General features: G+C 34.1%; 14 protein-coding genes, 1 pseudogene and 1 riboswitch. Of the genes and pseudogenes, 1 reads left to right on the forward strand and 14 read right to left on the reverse strand.

Going from position 1 to position 20,709, the window contains the following annotated elements; genetic code table 11:
* Positions 1-3: 3 nt before the first annotated feature.
* Positions 4-1,050: a uroporphyrinogen decarboxylase gene (gene hemE, locus ACLBXA_RS12340; protein ID WP_000252608.1), complete on the reverse strand. Its 1,047-nt coding sequence runs from the start codon at positions 1,048-1,050 to the stop codon at positions 4-6.
* A 177-nt stretch (positions 1,051-1,227) separates the two neighbouring features.
* On the reverse strand, positions 1,228-3,345 hold the full coding sequence (locus tag ACLBXA_RS12345) for a transglycosylase domain-containing protein (RefSeq protein WP_042597272.1): 2,118 nt from the start codon (positions 3,343-3,345) through the stop codon (positions 1,228-1,230).
* A 127-nt stretch (positions 3,346-3,472) separates the two neighbouring features.
* Here ACLBXA_RS12345 and hmoB point away from each other — a divergent pair, with 127 nt between their 5' ends.
* Positions 3,473-3,976, forward strand: a complete 504-nt coding sequence (hmoB, locus tag ACLBXA_RS12350; protein WP_079245157.1) for a heme-degrading monooxygenase HmoB — start codon at positions 3,473-3,475, stop codon at positions 3,974-3,976.
* Between the two features lie 171 nt (positions 3,977-4,147).
* Here the strand turns inward: hmoB and ACLBXA_RS12355 are convergent, their stop codons facing one another.
* From ACLBXA_RS12355 to ACLBXA_RS12410, 12 genes and pseudogenes are all read right to left on the reverse strand, one after another.
* Positions 4,148-5,563, reverse strand: a complete 1,416-nt coding sequence (locus tag ACLBXA_RS12355) for a PH domain-containing protein (protein ID WP_000278153.1) — start codon at positions 5,561-5,563, stop codon at positions 4,148-4,150.
* A pseudogene (locus ACLBXA_RS12360) lies at positions 5,556-6,033 on the reverse strand (PH domain-containing protein). Before ACLBXA_RS12360 ends, ACLBXA_RS12355 begins: the two are co-directional and overlap by 8 nt.
* A 206-nt stretch (positions 6,034-6,239) precedes the next feature.
* A complete protein-coding gene (locus ACLBXA_RS12365) occupies positions 6,240-7,181 on the reverse strand; it encodes a DMT family transporter (protein ID WP_000486852.1) in 942 nt (313 codons plus the stop codon).
* Between the two features lie 89 nt (positions 7,182-7,270).
* A complete protein-coding gene (locus tag ACLBXA_RS12370; protein ID WP_141403426.1) occupies positions 7,271-8,017 on the reverse strand; it encodes an SDR family NAD(P)-dependent oxidoreductase in 747 nt (248 codons plus the stop codon).
* A complete protein-coding gene (locus tag ACLBXA_RS12375) occupies positions 8,014-8,751 on the reverse strand; it encodes a 2OG-Fe dioxygenase family protein (RefSeq protein WP_000144818.1) in 738 nt (245 codons plus the stop codon). The genes ACLBXA_RS12370 and ACLBXA_RS12375 overlap by 4 nt, the downstream gene beginning before the upstream one ends.
* 478 nt (positions 8,752-9,229) lie before the next feature.
* Positions 9,230-15,721, reverse strand: a complete 6,492-nt coding sequence (locus ACLBXA_RS12380) for a SpaA isopeptide-forming pilin-related protein (protein WP_447617233.1) — start codon at positions 15,719-15,721, stop codon at positions 9,230-9,232.
* A gap of 60 nt (positions 15,722-15,781) precedes the next feature.
* Positions 15,782-15,874: riboswitch (cyclic di-GMP riboswitch) on the reverse strand.
* Between the two features lie 172 nt (positions 15,875-16,046).
* The gene (locus ACLBXA_RS12385) at positions 16,047-16,583 is read right to left on the reverse strand and encodes a TetR/AcrR family transcriptional regulator (protein WP_000028014.1); all 537 of its coding nucleotides are present in this window, start codon (positions 16,581-16,583) and stop codon (positions 16,047-16,049) included.
* Positions 16,584-17,034: 451 nt separating this feature from the next.
* On the reverse strand, positions 17,035-17,460 hold the full coding sequence (locus ACLBXA_RS12390) for a hypothetical protein (RefSeq protein ID WP_002083032.1): 426 nt from the start codon (positions 17,458-17,460) through the stop codon (positions 17,035-17,037).
* Positions 17,461-17,684: 224 nt separating this feature from the next.
* Positions 17,685-18,338 (reverse strand): DUF975 family protein, encoded by a 654-nt coding sequence (locus tag ACLBXA_RS12395; protein WP_000625404.1) that lies wholly within the window; start codon positions 18,336-18,338, stop codon positions 17,685-17,687.
* Positions 18,339-18,539: 201 nt separating this feature from the next.
* Positions 18,540-19,991: a PH domain-containing protein gene (locus tag ACLBXA_RS12400; protein WP_044783523.1), complete on the reverse strand. Its 1,452-nt coding sequence runs from the start codon at positions 19,989-19,991 to the stop codon at positions 18,540-18,542.
* Complete coding sequence (locus tag ACLBXA_RS12405) at positions 19,984-20,460, reverse strand: PH domain-containing protein (protein ID WP_000371368.1); 477 nt, start codon at positions 20,458-20,460, stop codon at positions 19,984-19,986. The genes ACLBXA_RS12400 and ACLBXA_RS12405 overlap by 8 nt, the downstream gene beginning before the upstream one ends.
* Positions 20,461-20,539: 79 nt before the next feature.
* Positions 20,540-20,707, reverse strand: a complete 168-nt coding sequence (locus ACLBXA_RS12410) for a hypothetical protein (RefSeq protein ID WP_000783816.1) — start codon at positions 20,705-20,707, stop codon at positions 20,540-20,542.
* Positions 20,708-20,709: the final 2 nt, after the last annotated feature.

Raw genomic sequence — 20,709 nt, forward strand, 5'->3', positions numbered from 1 at the left:
CCTTTACTTCGCTAACTGCCCTTTAGAGTATTCATGAATAAATGTAGTTAAACGTTTTAATGTATCTGGATTTACTTCTGGGAATACACCGTGTCCTAAGTTAAAGATATAACCAGGCTCTTTCATCCCTTGATCTAAAATACCTTTTACATGTTCTTCAATAACAGACCATGGCGCAAGTAAGAATGAAGGGTCCATATTTCCTTGTACCGCCTTATGAACGCCGCGTGCACGTGCTTCTTCAATTGGTAAACGCCAGTCTAAGCCGACTACATCAAGCGGTAAATCGTGCCACTCATTCACTAAGTGTGCAGCTCCTACGCCGTGCATAATCATCGGTACACCCATAGGGCGAACTTCTGCAAAAATACGCTCCATTGCTGGTTTAATAAATACGCGGTAATCTGCTACATTTACTGTTCCAACCCAAGAATCGAAAATTTGAACTGCTTTTGCTCCTGCGTTAATTTGCGCTTTTAAATATGTAATAACCATATCTGCTAGCTTATCCATTAAAGCAAACCAAGCTTTTGGCTCTGCATACATGAACGCTTTCGTATTATGGTAGTTACGAGATGGACCGCCTTCAATCATATAGCTCGCTAATGTAAATGGAGCTCCTGAAAAACCGATTAACGGTACGTCTAACATTTCTGTCGTTAATAAACGAATTGTATCTAGTATGTACGGTACATCATCTTCTGGATTGATTTCCCCTAGTTTTTCTACGTCTTGTAAAGAACGGATTGGGTTATCGATAACTGGGCCAATACCTGATTTAATTTCTACATCCACACCAATTGCAGGTAGTGGTGACATAATATCTTTATAAAGAATTGCTGCGTCTACGTTATATTGATCAACCGGCAATTTTGTAACGTAAGCACATAACTCTGGATTGTGTGTAATTTCAAATAAAGAATACTTTTCTTTAATCTTTCTATATTCCGGCTGTGAACGACCTGCTTGACGCATATACCATGCTGGTACATAATCGGTACGTTCCCCCCTACATGCTTTTAAAAATGTCTCATTTATAGTTCTTACCAAGACCCTTGCTCCCTTCCTTACCAATGCTTCGAATACGTTCGATATTTATCTTTTTTTACTATACAGCTTGTAAAAACAAAATGCATAATATTATGTACGTTGTTCATTAAATTGACACAAACATTCGTAAAAACGCTTACTATTTTCACAACATTCTTATTATAACACAGAGAAAAACTATGGTTTAGCTACTTTTGACTTTTCTCCTTCGCGATTCGTTTGTGAATTATATGGTACAACGTAAAAGCTCGGTTTTGAAAATATGTTAACGAACTTTTCCTCATATTCTCCAGCACCATTTACAGTGCTAACATGCGTATGAATTCCGTTCTCCACTCTATAGATTCGGTACATAATTCTGTTATCTGGAAGTGGCGTCCAACTTAATTTTGCTTTAAATAAACCGAAAGGGCTAAATGATAGTTTCATTTTTACATCTTCAATTTTGCGCAGCCGAATCGGAGCACCGATTGTTTCCACACCTTCAGGCTTCATAAACTTCTCTTTATGTTCTACATTAGCCTTCGTTAAAATTTTCTTAAACAATTTTGTCGCAGATGCACTTTCTCCTTGCAACTGATGTTCCTTATCCGTACGGTCATAACCAATCCAAACAGCGCCTACTAAGTTCGGTGTATAGCCGACGAACCACATATCTCTTGCTCCCTTATCGTCATTTGGCAATGAAGTTGTACCCGTTTTTCCAGCTAGCGCACCGTTATATACACCTGCTCTCGCTGTCCCCTCCTTCACAACTCCTTCTAACATTTTCGTCATATACCATGCCGTCTGTTTCGAAAAAATTTTCGTCTCTACTTTCGGTGATTCCCCAATGACTGCACCGTGTCTATTTAATACTTTATCAATAACGTGCGGCTCGATAATATTTCCATTTGCTAAAAATGAACGATACATTTTTACAAGATCAAATGTTGAAACGCCATTTTTCAATCCGCCAAGCGCTGTACTTAAACCAGCATCTGCAATATGGACATTTCCTTTTTCTAAATATTGCTTTCCTTCTTCTACCCCTAACTCATTTAATAAAGAAACTGCCGGTACGTTTGCCGACTCTAAAATCGCATCATACATCGTCATTTCTTTTGAATACTCATGATTATAATTTCGAGGTTCATACCCTTCAAAAGAATTTCTTTCATTCGTTAATAAAGAATACGGATTATACTTTTTCGTTTCTAGTGCTGGTGCATAAACGATAAGTGGTTTTAAAACAGATCCGGGCTGCCTTTTGGCAAAAACACGATTAAATCCTCTCGGGACGTACTTTCTTCCCCCAATCGCCGCTTTAATCCCTCCCGTATGATTATCCATTAATAAAAATGCACCTTGTGCCCCTTCTTCTTTCCCAGGAAAATTCCTTGCATCTTGAAACTGGTTATACGCTACCTTTTGAATTTTTTCATCCATAGGTACGACAAACGTATATCCTCCGCGAAGTACTTCTTGATGAGACAATCCGTATAAACGAGCTGCTTCATCTATGACCATATCAATATACGGCATATATGCGAGCTCATTTTCGTCTAAGTTTTTATATAAAGCAATCGTCTTTCCTTGATAACGTACGCTATCTTCGGCAGTCAAATAGCCTTGTTTATGCATAAGTGACAATACTAGATCGCGGCGTTCCTTACTCTTCTCTGCAGAATAGTACGGTGAATATCCGTTTGGTGACTTCGGAAGGCCTGCAAGCATTGCCCCTTCCTCTACTGTTAAATCCTCAACATTTTTATTAAAATACAGCTTTGCTGCTGCTTGAATACCGTAAGCCCCATGACCAAAATAAATATGATTCATATACATTTCAAGAATTTGTTGCTTCGTATATTTTTGCTCTAATTGAAGAGAAATTGCAACTTCCTTCAATTTGCGCGTAAATGTTTTTTCACGAGTTAAAAAGACATTTTTAGCGAGTTGCTGCGTAATGGTACTACCGCCCTCTAGCTTTTCTCCAGCTAACGTATCTTTATAAAGAGCACGGAATATAGACGGATAATCAATTCCTTGATGCTCATAAAAACGAGAATCTTCCACCGCAACAAACGCCTGCTGCACATACTTCGGAATTTGCTCGATCGGTACGAGCTCCCTATTTTCTACGTATAATTTCGTAATTTCTTTCCCTTTCTGGTCAACGATACGTGATGAAGAGTGGAAAACGAGCTGCTTTTCATCCATCATATAGCCACCAGCTAACACGATAAGTTTATAGAGTACAATCGCTACTATAAACGTTGCGACGCCACCTAATAAAGTCCACTTTACTTTCTTCATACATCGGCCTTCTTTCCAAATGATGGTACATTTATTATTTGAAAAAGAAGTATCTTTATGTATATAATCTTCGAAGTTTTTTAAGAGAGTTGATATAATAGAAACAAACTATTAAGGGGGCATTAAAATGAAGGCTATTATTTCATACGAAACACCTCTAGAACAAGCACATTTCACTGCAAAAAATGATGAGAAAAATATGTTTTATAAAGAAAATACAGAAGAATCTGTAGAAGGCTCACTTCAGTATGACGTACTAGATGCTGTCGGTGAATTTAAAGGACAACCTGGCTATATCGTTTGTAACAATATTTCTGTAACAGACGAAGGTCGCCCAGTATTTGAAAACCGTTTTAAAAACCGTGCAGGCCTTATTGAAAACGAACCAGGATTCCAAGCGATCCGTGTTCTACGCCCATTAAGTAACGATACATATGTCATCTTAACGATGTGGGAAACGGAGCAAAACTTTAAAGATTGGACAGAATCACGTTCATTCGAAAACGCTCATAAAAAACGTCCTGCACAAGCAGAAGGACAAGCACAGGCACAGGCGCATCCACATGCCGAACAGCAAAAGAGTATTTTCTCTCGTCCGTCGTTCGTGACTACTTTTGATGTGTTAGTTTAATTAAAAAGTAATACAACACTAGCAGTACGTGAAATTATATTAACGATTTTTCGAATATATCTATCACATCTTTGAATATATCAACGATTTTTTCGAATATATCTATCACATCTTGAAATATATCAACGATTCGACTAAAGGTATCCATTTAATAACAAAAAGGAAACACCACTACACATCGGTGTTTCCTTTTTCTTTGTACCAATTATATATACGAAGCGAATCTTTTTTTCTCATATGCTTTACTTCATAACCGCGCCCGGCTACCGCTACAAGAGTTGTACATAATTCATCTTTTCTTTGAAAATACGATTGATTATAACCTACTGCTTGAACATGTCTTCTTCGCATTATTCCTGTATATTTCGAAAAATTACGATATACAACCGTTAGTTGATTTTCTCTTAATTCATAACCACCACTTTTATATCTAGCATACGCAAGTAACGAAAACACGATAAATAACGGTAAAATAACAAACAACGCAATATATTGTTTAAAATATATACTCACGCTGGCAATTAGAACTGTGAGTATGATACTTATTAACCAGCCCATAATGAAATAACGACGCAACGCTGTTTTTGGTAAGTGAACGATCTCCGCTTCAATTTCATAAGGTAACTCTAAATATGTGAGCAGGTGCTGTACATCTTTTTTCTTCATAAATGGATGCAACATTACTTCGTTACTTGCTGCTCCAATACTTTGAATTGCTTCCACTTCAACAGCACAATAGCCAAACGGCTGGCGAAGCATACCTTCTTTTACAGTAATCGCTTGAATGCGGTGCAATTTTAAGACAAACTCTTTCTTTTCAAATAATCCTTGAACGATACGAATCTCTTCCCCTTTTCGCCCAATTTTAAAGTTTGCATATTTCAACACATATCCAGCCGTGGAAATAATCCATGAAATTGCCATTAAAATTAATGCAATTACAATTAGTTTATAAACACCGTTTCCCATCACATACGCTTCTACTTTACTTGTGAATCCTTCAGGAAGAACAAAATCAAACTTTGTGTAAAGAAGTACTAGTCCAGAGAACACTAGTCCGAACCGACCAGATGTAATCGCTGCGGCTAAAACCTCTTTCGCTGTTAACTGATAAACCGTCTTGCTTTCTTCCTCTTCTATTTCTTCTTTTACAGTAGTTTCTTTCTTATGTAATACAGAGATTAAATGTTTTGCCTCGTCTTCTTTAATACCAGCCAACATCACTTCTGGTTCATTACCACCACCGGCTACTTCTATATTTAACTTCATGAGTCCGAGCATTTGATAAATGAAGTTAGAAGACGTACTAATATTTTGTACACGCTCTTTATTTAAATAGCTTTCCTTCTTTACAAAAACACCGTGCTTTACATGTAACATATTATTCTCAATCCAGTACACTTTAAAATACCATTTAATTGCTGAAAAAATAGCCATGATGAATAAAACAACCAGAAGGAAAAGATAAAATAAATACCAAGGTTCCACTTGTTCATCAGGTTTAAATAAAACAAGAATAATAAGTGGCAACAAACTCGCAACCCTAATACCTAACAATATCGTGATCGGATGTTGCCTCTTATACATCCTCATCACTCACTTTCGCAAGTTCTCCAATTTGTCTTTTCAGCTGTTCTGCTTCTTCTTTCGTTAAACCTGGGATACTATGAGAAGTTGCGGCTGTTGAAATGTGTAATTCTGCTAAAATTATACTTTCTCATAATCGGCCCTTGCTCAATCGTTACGTGCTGCACACGGATCATCGGAATAAGTACGCGTTCTACAACAAACATTCCCTTTTGAATCTCAATCTCTTCTTCATTTAATCTGTAACTATAATAGCGCTGACGTAAATTTGGAAACACAAAATAATCAAGTGGAATAAATGTAATGGCTCCTGTTACTAATAGTCCAAACAACCACCCCCACCAGTTAAAGTTAATCATGAAAAAGAAATATGCAATTACGACTGTTAGTATAACTGCCGCCCCAATTAAAGCGTGAATCCTCCACACTTTCAGCATATTAGAATGAATCTCCCTTTCTAACGGCTGCATCTCATCACTCCAATTCTATGAATTTATTACTTATATATTATCAAAAAATAAGGTTTTATATACATTTTTGTAAATTTATAGTCAAATAAATATAAGTGAATCAAAAGCATGTTAAAAAACATATATTATAAATATGAATTATATTAGACCAAATAAACCCTGCATGATTCATGCAAGGTTTATCGTTTTATACACAATATATTTCATTATTGTTGAGATATACTAGCATCGCTTTCAATTCGCTTTTCTTTTTGGCTCAGTTTTTTATCTTTAGATTTTTTTAATGTTAAAGTCATGCCAATAAAAATAAATAGAATTCCTGTTATTTGCATTAAAGTTGGACGGAATCCAGTAAGTACAGTATCTAATAATATTGCCACTGCCGGATCTAAAAAAACTAATATTGAGATTGTTTTTGTAGACAAATGGCGTAAACTATCAAAAAACAGATAATACACTATCCCTGTGTGAATAAAACCAGTAGCTATAATATATGTCCAATTACTTTGAGTGAGGCCACTAAAAGCATCTAAATCTATAAATGGTATTAAAAGAAATATCCCCAAGAATGTTTGTAAAAATGTCATTGCATACGCACTCATTTTGTTAATCCCTTTACCAAATAAAGTTGTAAATGCATAAAAGAGAGCTGCAAGAAATCCCCATATCATACCTGAAGACATTAATGAGCCTACAGAGAAGCTTCCATCGATACCAGCAATTAATAAAGCTCCCACAAAACACACAACTATTGAAATGATAGATATTAATGTTAATTTTTCTTTAAAGACGATACTTCCAATTAACAATACAATTACTGGTGCAAGATGATAAACTGAGATAGCAATTGTAACTGACATATTTTCAAAGGCTTTAAATAAGAAAACCCAATTAAATACTAAGAAAAACCCACATATTAAAACTTGAATAACTTCTTTTCGTTCCCATTTATCTTGTTTATATTGCCCTGTAAGCAACCAGCATACACTTAAAAATATTGTCGCAAAAATACACCTTACAAACACTAATTCAAACGAAGGTAAGTTTGTTTGAACAGAAAAAAATCCAACTGATCCAAAGATAACCATTGATGCTATCATCTTTAAGGCCGGTACCGTTTTCTCTTGCTTAAAACTTTTTTGAAACAAATTAATCCCCCTCCAATAAAAAAATCTGTTTATAGTGAGAAAAACACCAGCCTAAAAAAGGACAGGTGCTTTTCCTCAAAAACACTCAACTACAAGTTTTTCCCAGCAGTCCAACCACCATCAATTACAAAATTAGAACCAGTAATAAAGCGGGCCTGATCAGAAATCAAGTACTCAATACATGAAACAATATCCTGCGGCAATCCCCAAGTATCTAAAGATTGATTGCTTTTTATCATAGACATCAATGCTTTATTACTAAAGTATTCTTCTGTAAGTTCAGTTCTAATAATACCGGGAGAAATGCTATTTACCCTTATATTTTGCTTCCCAAATTCCATAGCCATCTGTTTAGTCAATCCGATTAAGGCATGCTTTGATGCCACATAAGCAGCTCGCTCTGGTTCAGCCATTAATCCAGAAACCGATGCTATATTCACAATACAACCTTTTATTTTCGATTCACACCATCGCTTCGCTACTTCCCTAGAAAGTATAAATGGGGCTACTAAATTTACATCAATTACTTTTTTAAACATGTCATCGGATAAATTTAAAACAGGTGTTATCTCTCGAATACCAGCAGCATTTATTAATATATCAGGAGAAAGCTTTTCTAAATCTAATTGAGTAAAAAGATTATGAATCGCTTCACTATTACTTAAATCAATTTGCACTACTTTCAAAGGCATATCTGTTTTCATATAATCTATTAAGTTATTATTATTAATATCAAGAGCTATTACATGAAAGGATTTTTCTAAAAAGTATTTTATACAAGCATGACCTATACCGCTATTGGCTCCAGAAATCATAATTATTTTATTCTCTCTCATTTTGTCTCCTTATAAGAAAATGTTACTAATAAAATATCACGAAAAGCTTCAGTACTACATTCTGTTCCAAGTGGAGTTACGGCATGGAAAACCTTTTGTCCAAATACTAAAGTTTCTAAAGGCTCCTTCAAACTTATAAACTGATTAATTTCCCTTGGAGAATTAGCTATTAAATTATCTCCGCCAATAGCTGTATTACTTAAATTCATAAGGTGTAAAAACACTACTGGTTCATCATCTTTATGTAACCAAATAGGTGAACTAAAAGATGGTCTTTCTTTAGTAGCTTTATATCTTACTTGATGTAAACCTATAATTAAATCTTTACTTGTATCTATTATATTTGTTTTAAATGCAAATTCAGTATCGAAACGCACGATATTTTGAATTAAAGGATTATATAAAAAACTATCATTTATGCTATGGAACTGTCTAACTTTACCGCCATCATCATAGTTATATTCTTTAGATTGGAAGTAATCATTACTATTATCTAAAATATAATCTGGTGAATCAACATACTTTATATACCTTGAATAAGATCTAGCACGGCATTCACCGTACGCATCATCTTCCAAATTATAATAATCTAACTGTGCTTGTGTTAATAAACGATGATTCTCTTCCTCTTGTAAAAAGATTTCATTTGAGATTTCAAGGAATCCCTTAGATTCAAATTCATGTACCTTTTCTTCTATGCTAAAGCCACTCATTTTACTAAGAACAAACGTCATTATAAAAACCTCCACACTATTGTATTTTTCTTTCTCACCCTATGTTAGAAATGCAATAAGTAACCGAGATTCTTGCTTAATAAAATTAAAAATTATGATATTCAATTAATACACCAAATGAAATATATGTAATCCATTAAAACTATTTCTTAAGCAATATTATATATCCTCTTGGTTATTTTTTCTAATTATCTGAAGATTTTTCAACATTAGTCTTAATATTCAAAATTAAAGAAATGTATTTTTCAGAAAGAGAAAACTGCGAGTATTGCAATTATTTATGTATATAACTTTTTTTAAAATTATATTTTAAATATAACTAGTTTTTTATAATTTTTTTGATATAATTACATACGGGAAACGGGAAGAATTTTGTCTTCCCAAGTGTTTTTATTTGCATCTAGTTCTTTTGCTAGATGCCTTTTTTTATGTTAAAAAAGGTATCCTCAAATACTTTGAGGATACCTTTTCACTTTTATTATCTCTGCTGTTTTCTACCTAATACGAGTAATCCAAAACTCATCATTACAAGAAGTGCTCCCATATATGGTTCCACAGGCATTTTCTGCCCTGTCTTTGGTAATTCTTTTTCCGGTTTTTCTGGACCCGGTGTTCCAGGCTTTTCTGGACCTGGTGTTCCAGGTTTTTCTGGATTCGGTGTTCCAGGTTTCTCTGGATCTGGTGTTCCAGGTTTCTCTGGATCTGGTGTTCCAGGTTTCTCTGGATCTGGTGTTCCAGGTTTCTCTGGATCTGGTGTTCCAGGCTTTTCTGGATCTGGTGTTTCTGGATCTGGTGGTGCTAAATGATTCAATTTGTTTAATACTTCTAATTGAACTGCATTTATCATTCCATTTGTAATTTCAAATGGAATTGGATTAGTTAATTTTTCATATCCTTTTGGTGCTTCTACTTCTACTAGTGTGTAGTTACCTACAGATAAATCTGCGATTTTTGCCTTTCCATCTTTATCTGTTGTTACTTTCACTACTACTTTGCCCGCTTCATCATGAACTTCAAACACAGCTCCTGATAAGACTTCCTTGCTTTCAGCAGCCATTTTTGTAATCTCCACTGAACCTTTGTCTAACTGTTCATTCTCTACTTTCAATGATAAGACTTTCGTCATACCTTTTTTAATTTCGAATGATACTGGTTCCGTTAACTTCTTATAACCTGGTAAGCTCTTCGTCTCTACTAATTTGTATTTTCCTACTGATAGATCTGAAACGTTTGCTTTTCCTTCTTTATCTGTCGTTATTTCAGTTACTATTTTGCCTTGCTCATCTTGTACTTCGAAGACTACGGCTTCTAATGCTTTTTGGCTATCTTTATCTACTTTTGTTACTTCTACATTTCCCTTGTCTAACATTTCATTTTCTACTGTTAAAGCAAGAGATTTTGTCATACCCTTTTCAATTTGGAAAGTAATTGGATCTACTAATTGTTTATATCCTTTTGGTGCTTTTACTTCTACTAACTTGTATGTGCCAACTGATAAATTAGTGACTTGTGCTTGTCCTTTTTTATCTGTCGTTATTTTAGCGACTACTTGTCCTGCTGCATCTTGAATCTCAAATACTGCATCAGCTAAAGCATCTTTATTTTCTTTATCTACTTTTGTAATTTCTACATTTCCTACATCCACTAATTCATTTTCTACAGTCAATTGTAATGCTGTAACTCTACCTTTTTCAATTTCGAATGAAACTGGCTTTTCTAGTGGTTTGTATCCTACCGGTGTTTCTACTTCTACTAACTCATACTTTCCAATAGATAAATCTGAAACTGTTGCTGTTCCTTCTTTATCTGTCGTTACTTTCGCAACTACTTTTCCTTTTGAGTCACGTACTTCAAATACAACATTTTCTAATGGTGCTTTACTGTCTTTATCTATTTTTGTGATTTCTACATTCCCCGTATCTACCATTTCATTTTCTACAGTGAACGTTAAAGATTTTGTCATACCTTTTGTAATTTCAAATGGTACAGGCTTTTCTAATTTTTTGTAGCCTGGTAAACTATCTACTTCTACTAGCTTGTACTTTCCTACTGATAAATCTGAAACTGTTGCTTTTCCAGCTTTATCTGTCGTTACTTTCGTTACTACCTTGCCTTTGTCGTCTTGAACTTCAAAGACTACCCCTGCTAACGGTGCCTTATTATCTTTATCTATTTTTGTAATTTCTACATTTCCCGTATCTACCATTTCATTTTCTATTTTTAATGATAGAACTTCTGTCATTCCTTTTTTGATTTCAAACGATACTGGTTCTGTTAATTGTTTGTAACCTGGTAAGCTTTCTTTCTCTACTAATTTGTACTTTCCTACAGATAAGTCTGAGATTTTTGCTTTACCATTTTTATCTGTTTTTACTTCCGTTACTACTTTGCCTTTTTCATCTTGCACTTCGAAGACTACATCTTCTAATACTTTTTTACTATCTTTATCTACTTTTGTAATTTCTACTGAACCTTTATCTACTAGTTCATTCTCTACTTTTAATGATAAGACTTCTGTCATACCCTTTTTAATTTCGAATGATACTGGCTCTGTTAGCTTTTTGTAGCCTGGTAAGCTTTCTACTTCTACTAGTTTGTAATTTCCTACAGATAGATTTGAAATTTTCGCTTTTCCTTCTTTATCTGTTGTTACTTTCGTTACTACTTTGCCTTTTTCATCTTGCACTTCGAATGTTACGCCTTCTAATAACGCGCCACTTTCTTTGTCCACTTTTGTAATTTCTACTGAGCCTTTATCTAACTGTTCATTCTCTACTTTTAATGATAAGACTTCTATCATACCTTTTTTGATTTCGAATGATACTGGCTTCGCTAGTTTTTTATATCCTGGTAAGCTTTCTACTTCTACTAGCTTATATTTTCCTACTGATAAATCTGAAATTGTTGCTTTTCCATCTTTATCTGTTTTTACTTTCGTTACTACTTTGCCTTTTTCATCTTGCACTTCGAATGTTACGCCTTCTAATAACGCGCCACTTTCTTTGTCTACTTTTGTAATCTCTACTGAACCTTTATCTAACAGTTCGTTCTCTACTTTCAATGATAAAACTTTCGTCATACCTTTTTTGATTTCGAATAATACTGGTTCTGTTAATTTTTTGTAACCTGGTAAGCTTTCTTTTTCTACTAATTTATACTTTCCTACTGATAAATCTGAAATTGTTGCTTTTCCTTCTTTATCTGTCGTTACTTCTGTTACTACTTTGCCTTTGTCGTCTTGAACTTCGAAGACTACGCCTTCTAATAATTTTTGACTATCTTTATCTACCTTTGTAATTTCTACATTTCCCTTGTCTAACATTTCGTTTTCTACTGTTAAAGCAAGAGATTTTGTCATGCCTTTTTCAATTTGGAAAATAATCGAATCTACTAATTGTTTATATCCTTTTGGTGCTTTTACTTCTACTAACTTGTATGTGCCGACTGATAAATTAGTAACTTGTGCTTGTCCTTTTTTATCTGTCGTTATTTTAGCGACTACTTGTCCTGCTTCATCTTGAATTTCAAAGACTGCATCAGCTAAAACATCTTTATTTTCTTTATCTACTTTTGTAATTTCTACATTTCCTGTATCTACTAATTCATTTTCTACTGTTAGCTTTAATGCTGTTACTCTACCCTTTTCAATGTCGAATGAAATTGGCTTTTCTAGTGGTTTGTATCCTGCCGGTGTTTCTACTTCCACCAACTCATACTTCCCAATAGGTAAATCTGAAACGTTTGCTTTTCCTTCTTTATCCGTCGTTACTTTCGTAACTACTTTTCCTTTTGAATCACGTACTTCAAATACAACATTTTCTAATGGAGCTTTACTATCTTTATCTATTTTTGTTATCTCTACATTCCCTGTATCCACCATTTCATTTTCTACTTTTAATGATAGAACCTCGGTCATGCCTTTTTTGATTTCAAATGATACTGGTTTTTCTAGCTTTTTATAACCAGGTAAACTTTCTACCTCTACTAATTCATACTTTCCTACAGGTAAATCTGAAACATTTGCTTTTCCATCTTTATCTGTCGTTACTTTTGTAACTTCATTACCCTTTTCATCTTGGACGATGAATGTTACTCCCGCTAACGGTGCTTTATTATCTTTATCTATCTTTGTTATCTCTACATTTCCCGTATCTACCATTTCATTTTCTATTTTTAATGATAGAACTTCAGTCATGCCTTTTTTGATTTCAAATAATACTGGATCTGTTAGTTTCTTATAGCCTGGTAAACTTTCTTTCTCTACTAATTTGTACTTTCCTACTGATAGATCTGAGATTTTTGCTTTACCATCTTTATCTGTTTTTACTTCCTTTACTACTGTTCCAGCTTCATCTTGCACTTCAAAGACTACGCCTTTTAATGCTTTTTTGTTGTCTTTATCTACTTTTGTAATTTCTACTGAACCTTTATCTAACTGTTCATTTTCTACTTTCAATGATAGGACTGTTGTCATACCTTTTGTAATTTCGAATGATACTGGTTCTGTTAGCTTTTTGTAGCCAGGTAAACTTTTCGTCTCTACTAATTTGTACTTTCCTACTGATAAATCTGAGATTTTTGCTTTACCATCTTTATCTGTTTTTACTTCTGTTACTACTTTTCCTTGCTCATCTTGCACTTCGAAGACTACGCCTTCTAATACTTTTTGACTATCTTTATCTATTTTTGTAATTTCTACTGAGCCTTTGTCTAACTGCTCATTTTCTACTTTTATTGATAAAGCTTTTGTCATACCTTTTGTAATTTCAAATAGTACTGGTTCTGCTAGATTTTTGTAACCTGGTAAGCTTTTCGTCTCTACTAATTTGTACTTTCCTACTGATAGATCTGAAACGTTTGCTTTTCCATCTTTATCTGTTACTACTTTTCTTACTACGCCATCTTTCTCATCTTGGACTTCAAATTCGACACCGGCTAATACTGCCCCGTTTTCTTTGTCCACTTTTGTAATTTCTATATTCCCTTTGTCTACCATTGCATTTTCCACTTGTATTGGGAATATGCCGTCCCCTGTTACATTTACTTCCAACTCTGTTTCTTTTAATTGGTAGCCTTCAGGTGCTTTTGTTTCTTTTAAAATATATTTTCCTGGTGCTAACGGTTTAGAGATTGCCTTACCATCTTTATCTGTAACAATATGTTCGACTACTACACCGTCTTTTACTATATCAAACTCTGCATTTTCCAATGGTTTTTCACCATTTTCCGAATCAATTTTCTTTACTTCAATTTGACCCTTTTGCATAGTATTTTTAATTTCAATTGTTTTTGTTTCTCCAGCTTGAAGTGTAACCTCTACTGGGCTTGTTAATTTTTGATATCCTTCTGGTGCTACTGTTTCATAAACTTTATACGTCCCAGGAGCTAAAGTTTGAGGTACTGAAAAACCTTTTTCGTCCGTTTTTAGTTTTGCAACAACTTCATTTGCACTATTTCGAACTTCAAATTCGGCACCTTTTAACCCTTTATTCGGATTCTCAGAATCTGTTTTATGAATCAGTACTGTACCATCTTTTGGAGCTTCAGGCGGCGTAATAGTTACTTCTTTTGATGTTAATGTTTTATCATCAAAATGCAATTCCGCTTTATTAGGAATCTTCTTATCTACGTAAGAAGATAAGTCTGCATTATTTTTTATTTTCGCCTTGATACTGAGATTGATTATCTGGTCTTCATATGACTTATAGTCAAAACTCTCACCAAACGTAAATGTTACTTCACTTCTTTGTTTATCTATATTTAACGTTCCTTTAGAAGTAATATCTTGGCCATTTTGATCATACACTTTTGCCTCTAATACTTCTAAAACATCTTCTAAATCATCACTAATTACCATAGATGTGTATTTAGGAGGATCGTTCGGTATATGTGTACCAACTTGGTATTGAATAACTTGATCCATTTGTGTTAACTGCTCATTCTCTACAAGCTTGCCATTCTCATCAACTATATTTTTTTCAATGCTAGGTGGATTATTGTCACCTGAACCGGATCCTCCTCCACCACTTACAAATACTTGTCCTACTTTTTCTTCAGTTTTAATATTTTTACCTTCTAATTTCACAGTATTTTTATGAGGCTTTGCAGCAGGATTTGTAACCTTTGTTTTATATCTTAAAATATAACCTTTTGAACTGTCTGGAAACTCAATTGTAAATCCAGTCTTCGTTGCATTTATTTTAATGTTAGATAAATCTGCTGGCTTAATATTTGTTGGTGCATAACCATCTTCAAATACAGCCTCTTCTAATACTACGCTGTCTGTAATTAACTCATGCCCAGGTCCTAATGTATCTGTTAATTTAAGATCTTGCATTTCTGTTCCAGTTGCATTTACGTATACAAGCCAATCAGCAATTGAAGGATCTTCTTGATTATAAGAACCCCATTTCAATAAATTTTCCGTATTGGGCTGTGGCTTCGGTCTCTCTGTCGTATTATTTACACTTACTTCTTTATTGACGATTTGACCATCAACGTTAAATTCTAATGGAATTTCTTTAACACCATCATATGCTTCTAGACCAAAGTAGAATTCTACGAATAAAGAGCCTTTAATGTTATTCTTTCCTTCTACGTAATCACCCATAGTACACGTTAATAGACCCTTTTTCATCTCACATGTACCAACTGTTTTTCCTTCAGCATCTTTTAAAGGAAAACTCATATTCATAAGGTCTTTTCGAAACTCTTTTGGCATATCAATTGTGAATTGATCTCCACTTTTTATTTTTTCTTTAGCTGACCACTTCACTTCTACTTTCATACCATCTGAGGCTTGATACGGTTCAGATGTCGTGCCATCAGTACGGGAAATATTAATTTCGTCCACTGGACTTTTCATCACAGCAGCTTGAATAACTGGAGCCCACACATTCAGCACTGAAAATAATACTAGAAAAACTAATGAAACCATTGAAATATGCCTTTTAGTACTTTTCATTTGCATAGTTCCCTCCTATTTTTTTATATTTATATAACAAAAAAAGACCGTCCGGTTGCATCAAAAATGTGCAACCAGACGATCTTAGTAACCAATATGTATTACCGTAGACTCTAAGCTTTGCGGCCTATCCTTTCGAATAGTGTGCTAAAAATATCTTTTATTCTTTTTTTGTTTCATTTTCCTCTTAAACCAAATATTACTATACCGTCTGGACGGTTATAATTCAATACTCTATAAAATTGTTCTATTTTTCTAATAAAAAAAACAATTCACCACTACATTAAATAAGTAATGGTGAATTGTTTTCGTATTATATAGTTCGTATATTCTATTTATATGAATTATCAATAAGAGCTTGAATCACTTTTTCTCTTAACTCGGGGCTTAGTCTGCCAACCCCTAAATATTCCGAATACCATAATCCATCTGCTGCTAATCTAATAATTGTTGCACAAACTGAATCTATCTCATCGTTTTCTATATTCTTTTGCAGTTGCTGAAATGATTGTTGTAATGGCTCAAGTAATTCAGGTTTTAACATGAATGCTGCCATCATACTACTAGACAACTCTTCTGTTCTTCTCTCATTACTTAATCTTTCCTCTACAAAAGAGCGAACCCATCTCCCTTTCCTCTCTGAGTCTTCCGCTACTTTATTGTAAATAGCGCCCTCATAATCCTCTATCCCTCTGACTATCATACCTTCTATTAAAGCTTCTTTATTTGCAAAGTGATACAATAATCCACCTTTACTTACACCCGCCTCTTTTGCCACTGCTTCTAAGGTTAATTTAGCAACCCCTTTACATTGCACAATTTGAGAAGCGGCCGCCAAAATCTTTTGCCGCGTTATGCTGATACTCATTCCTTTTTAAAACCCCATTTCTACTAAATTTATATAAATACGAATCTTATTTTTAATATTGTTGATTACTACTAAGTATTTTCTTTATACAACAAAAGCTTCATTACCTTTGAATTTTTAGTTACTTATTCTATTAAAAATTTCCATATCATTCAATATGATAACATTAAATACACAAAGTCGACTATACATCTATACTTTTGTATTCATTCCTAATATATCCATCAATAAAATTTACCGATGTAGTCCTTCTTATTACTTTATAAGACGGCAGTAATTCTTTCAGCATTAAATAAAAAATGTTATTACTCCCATCGAATCGAGTAATAACATTTTACTTAACAAATTCGCGGCCAACTAGCATCCTTCACATCTTCACTAGTCGGTTTTCTAACTGATCCAATAAAGTGAAACTTTATATCCGCAACATGGACAGGTGTATTTCATTTTGTCACTCCATTATTAACTTGTTTTCCCATATATTCCGACTCACAAAGAATGTAACAGCACAAATCATAGTTATCCCTATGAAAAATGTATTAGAATCTTCATATGTAGTTGGAATGCCTACCGTTACGAAAACAATACTAAAAGCTAAAAATAGATATAATAATAAAGATATAATATAGCTTAGTTTAAATCGTAAAATGATACCTCTAAACAATAGCTCACCAAGTAGACAGCCACCTAAAATAATAGGTACTCCGAAATACAATGTAAGGACTCCCATTTGCGCAGTAGATTGAATTATCTTTCCAATTATGTTCGGCGAAACCAGCTCACTATCGTTTCCCATCCTATCATATAAATCAAGTGCTGTTGCTGAAATAAAGAAACTTAATATAGAAAATGAATACGGTATTAAAAATTTGCTCACTCTCATTCACCTCGCTTTTTTCTTTACATATATTATTCATTATTTCCTATCATTTTTACATAAAAAAATAACCCTCTATGATAAAACATAGAGGGAAGCATTTCTATATAAAAATCTATACCTTATCCTGAAGTGAATCCCGAAAATAGGACAAATATCAAAACACCTAAACCATCTGCTATCTGCTCCCTACATTCTTTAGGGTAGATAGTTTATATGTTTTATTAGAAAGTAGTGCTCTCTTTTTTATAATATTCTTTTGAAATCTCTTCATAAAATGCTGCCGATGTCGAGTAGAAATAAGGTACTAACCATAAGAAACCGATTCCTATAGTAAGAATACTTAATATGAACCAGCCTAAGAAACTTAAGCATAGTAAAAAGTAATCCATTTTATGTCCATTCATCATATGACGACTCTCAGTAATCGCTTGATTCGCTGTATATTCTGGATGATCATTCAAAATAAAATATGTCATAGAATAAGAAAATGATTTAATAATACCTGGAATAATAAGAAGTAATGTCCATAGAGTCAAGTATACATACATTAGTAAATATGTTAAAAACGACTTCATCAACTTACTTCCATCGCTAAACCATCTAAATATATGACCAATGCGAGCATCAGTCCTACGAATTGCATTTAAAACAAGATAATAGGCACCTATTGTTAATGGACCAATAACAAGCATTACAATAATACTTACTGTGAGTGAATCACTTGCTTCTTCCCAACCCCAAAATATCGAAAAAATACCTGTGGTTAGCATTTCAACAGCTCCAATAAGGATTCCAATTAATAAAGTTGCCCCTACCGCTAATCCCCATCTTCCTTTTAATGCATCAAGTGCTTCTCTTTTCAACTGACTTATCATATATAACCTCCTAATACTATTTATATTTTAGTATACCATTTATATCAAAAATTCCACAGATTCCTCTAAAATAGAAGAATATTACCTTTTTTCATACATATTAATACATGTGTGCTGTAGTTGTACTGCTCTATCACTTAAACCACTCATTTCCTTATAACAAAAAAAGCCTGCCCTTCATAATAGGCAAGCTTTCTCAAATTATTCCTCCCTCATTCTCTTCTTATACCAATCCTGCATTCTCTCCGCGTCTTCTACTCTCGTATGCTCTATTTTATAACTAGATGATGCACTAGAAAACTTATACGTACATAAATCCGCGCGGCGCTGGAAATATGATTGTGTCTTCTCCATTGATTGGACGTGTCTTCTTCTAATAAGTCCTGTGTATTTTCCGACGCTACGATAGACAAGTGTAATTTGTTCTCCGTTAACACTGTAACCATTTGTTTTAAATGTTGCGTATCCAAGTGTAAAGATAAGGATTGCGAGCGGAATTAATGCCCACATGATGAAGTGCTTTTCAGAGTATATACTTATTCCAATAAACGGGATTGCTAGCATTGCGAAGAAAATGAAACTATCAATGAGATAGCGGCGTAATGCTGCTTTTGGTAATGCAATAATGTTTGCATTCAGTTCGTATGGTAATTGTAAATGGGCGAGTAACTGTTGTACTCGATCTTTTCGAATGATTGGGTGCAGTGTAACCTTTTCTTTTTCGTCACTCATTCCTTTACTTTGAATGACTTCTACTTGCACAGCACAATAACCGAATGGTTGGCGTAAAATACTTTCTTTTATCGTAATACCTTGAATACGATGCAATTTTAGTACGAGCTCTTTTTTCTCAAGTAATCCTTGTGAAATGCGAACTTCGTCATTTCTTCGATTCACTGTGAAATCGCCATGTTTTAACGCGTAACCGATTGTAGATATAATCCAAGAAAGAACGAGTAAAATGGCTACCATGAAAATCCAGCCATATATATCATGTTCCATTACATACGACTTTACGCCATTCTCTATCCATTTCGGAATGTACTCATCTACTTGGTGATAAACGAAAAAGATTAAAGAGAATAATAGTCCAAATTGACCAGATGTAACAGATGCTAATAAAATCTCTTTCCAAGTTAATTTATATTCTGTCGTTTGTTTTTCCTCTGTAACAATTGCTTTTTCTACTACATTTTCTGTTGCTTCGTCTAACGTTCCTTCTGCTTTCACTTCTGGAGTTGGCTCATTTAGCAAAGCAATAAGCTCCGCCGCTTCTTCTGCCGTAATACCAGCTAAGCTAACTTCTGCTTCATCGCCCCCACCAGCTGTTTCAATCTGAATTTTTTTCAAACCGAGCATTTGATATAGTACGTTAGAACTTGTATTAATCGTTTGAACACGTTCTTTATTTAAGTAGCTCTCCTTTTTCACGAAGAGACCTTTTTTCACATGTAATACGTTATTTTCAACCCAATATGTTGTGTAATACCATTTTTCAAATGCTGAAAAAACGGTGAGTAAACCAAATGCTGCGGGAATTAAATACCAAAACGGGAATTTTCCGTTTAAGCTAAACATGAAAATAATGAGTGGTATAAAATCTGTTATTTTCAATTCTAATAACATCGTGATTGGATGCTGCCTCTTATACATCCTCATCACTCACTTTCGCTAATTCTGCGATTTTCGTTTTCAACATTTCTGCTTCATACATCGTTAAGCCTGGAATGCTGTGAGAAGTTGCTGCTGTTGAAATGTGTAATTCTGCTAATCCGTATTTTCTCATAATTGGTCCTTGTTCAATCGTAACGTGCTGCACACGAATCATCGGTACTAATACGCGCTTTACGACGAAAAGACCATGCTGAATTTCAAGTTCTTCTTCATTTAGTTGGTAGCTGTAATAACGTTGACGTAGTTTCGGGAATAAGAAGTACGAAAATGGCGCGAACACAACTGTTAGCCCAATCATCACATACAAAATCCACGCCCACCAATCAAACTTTATCATGAGGAAAAGGTAAGCTAAAATGACGAGTATACCGATCCCTTCTTCAATTACAGCACGAATTTTCCACACTTTGACCATGTCAGGGTTAATTTCATTTTTCAATGGATCCATGTAACCACTCCAAATCTAGTAATCTAATATACGAATACTCTTAATCTATATTTTACATAACTTTACAGAAAATTAAAATTTAATCTTCTTTCCTCTCTGGAATAAAATATCCGAACCAAAGTAGCCAAATAAAACCGATTAACTTCATCCAACTTCCATCTGCTTGAAAAGCCTCTATCATGCCTGGAATTTTATAAACTCCAATGAATCCAAGAAAACCGAGCCACCAGTTTTTTTGCATTTTCATTT

The organism is Bacillus sp. D48C (genome assembly GCF_053345735.1).

Coding starts and splice junctions, on each gene's coding strand:
- ACLBXA_RS12355 (WP_000278153.1), bottom strand. CDS start 5,563: ATGTATAAGAGGCAACATCCGATCACGATATTGTTAGGTATTAGGGTT.
- ACLBXA_RS12395 (WP_000625404.1), bottom strand. CDS start 18,338: ATGATAAGTCAGTTGAAAAGAGAAGCACTTGATGCATTAAAAGGAAGA.
- ACLBXA_RS12400 (WP_044783523.1), bottom strand. CDS start 19,991: ATGTATAAGAGGCAGCATCCAATCACGATGTTATTAGAATTGAAAATA.
- ACLBXA_RS12370 (WP_141403426.1), bottom strand. CDS start 8,017: ATGAGAGAGAATAAAATAATTATGATTTCTGGAGCCAATAGCGGTATA.
- ACLBXA_RS12380 (WP_447617233.1), bottom strand. CDS start 15,721: ATGCAAATGAAAAGTACTAAAAGGCATATTTCAATGGTTTCATTAGTT.
- ACLBXA_RS12405 (WP_000371368.1), bottom strand. CDS start 20,460: ATGGATCCATTGAAAAATGAAATTAACCCTGACATGGTCAAAGTGTGG.
- ACLBXA_RS12345 (WP_042597272.1), bottom strand. CDS start 3,345: ATGAAGAAAGTAAAGTGGACTTTATTAGGTGGCGTCGCAACGTTTATA.
- ACLBXA_RS12375 (WP_000144818.1), bottom strand. CDS start 8,751: ATGACGTTTGTTCTTAGTAAAATGAGTGGCTTTAGCATAGAAGAAAAG.
- ACLBXA_RS12410 (WP_000783816.1), bottom strand. CDS start 20,707: ATGAAAATGCAAAAAAACTGGTGGCTCGGTTTTCTTGGATTCATTGGA.
- ACLBXA_RS12385 (WP_000028014.1), bottom strand. CDS start 16,583: ATGAGTATCAGCATAACGCGGCAAAAGATTTTGGCGGCCGCTTCTCAA.
- hmoB (WP_079245157.1), top strand. CDS start 3,473: ATGAAGGCTATTATTTCATACGAAACACCTCTAGAACAAGCACATTTC.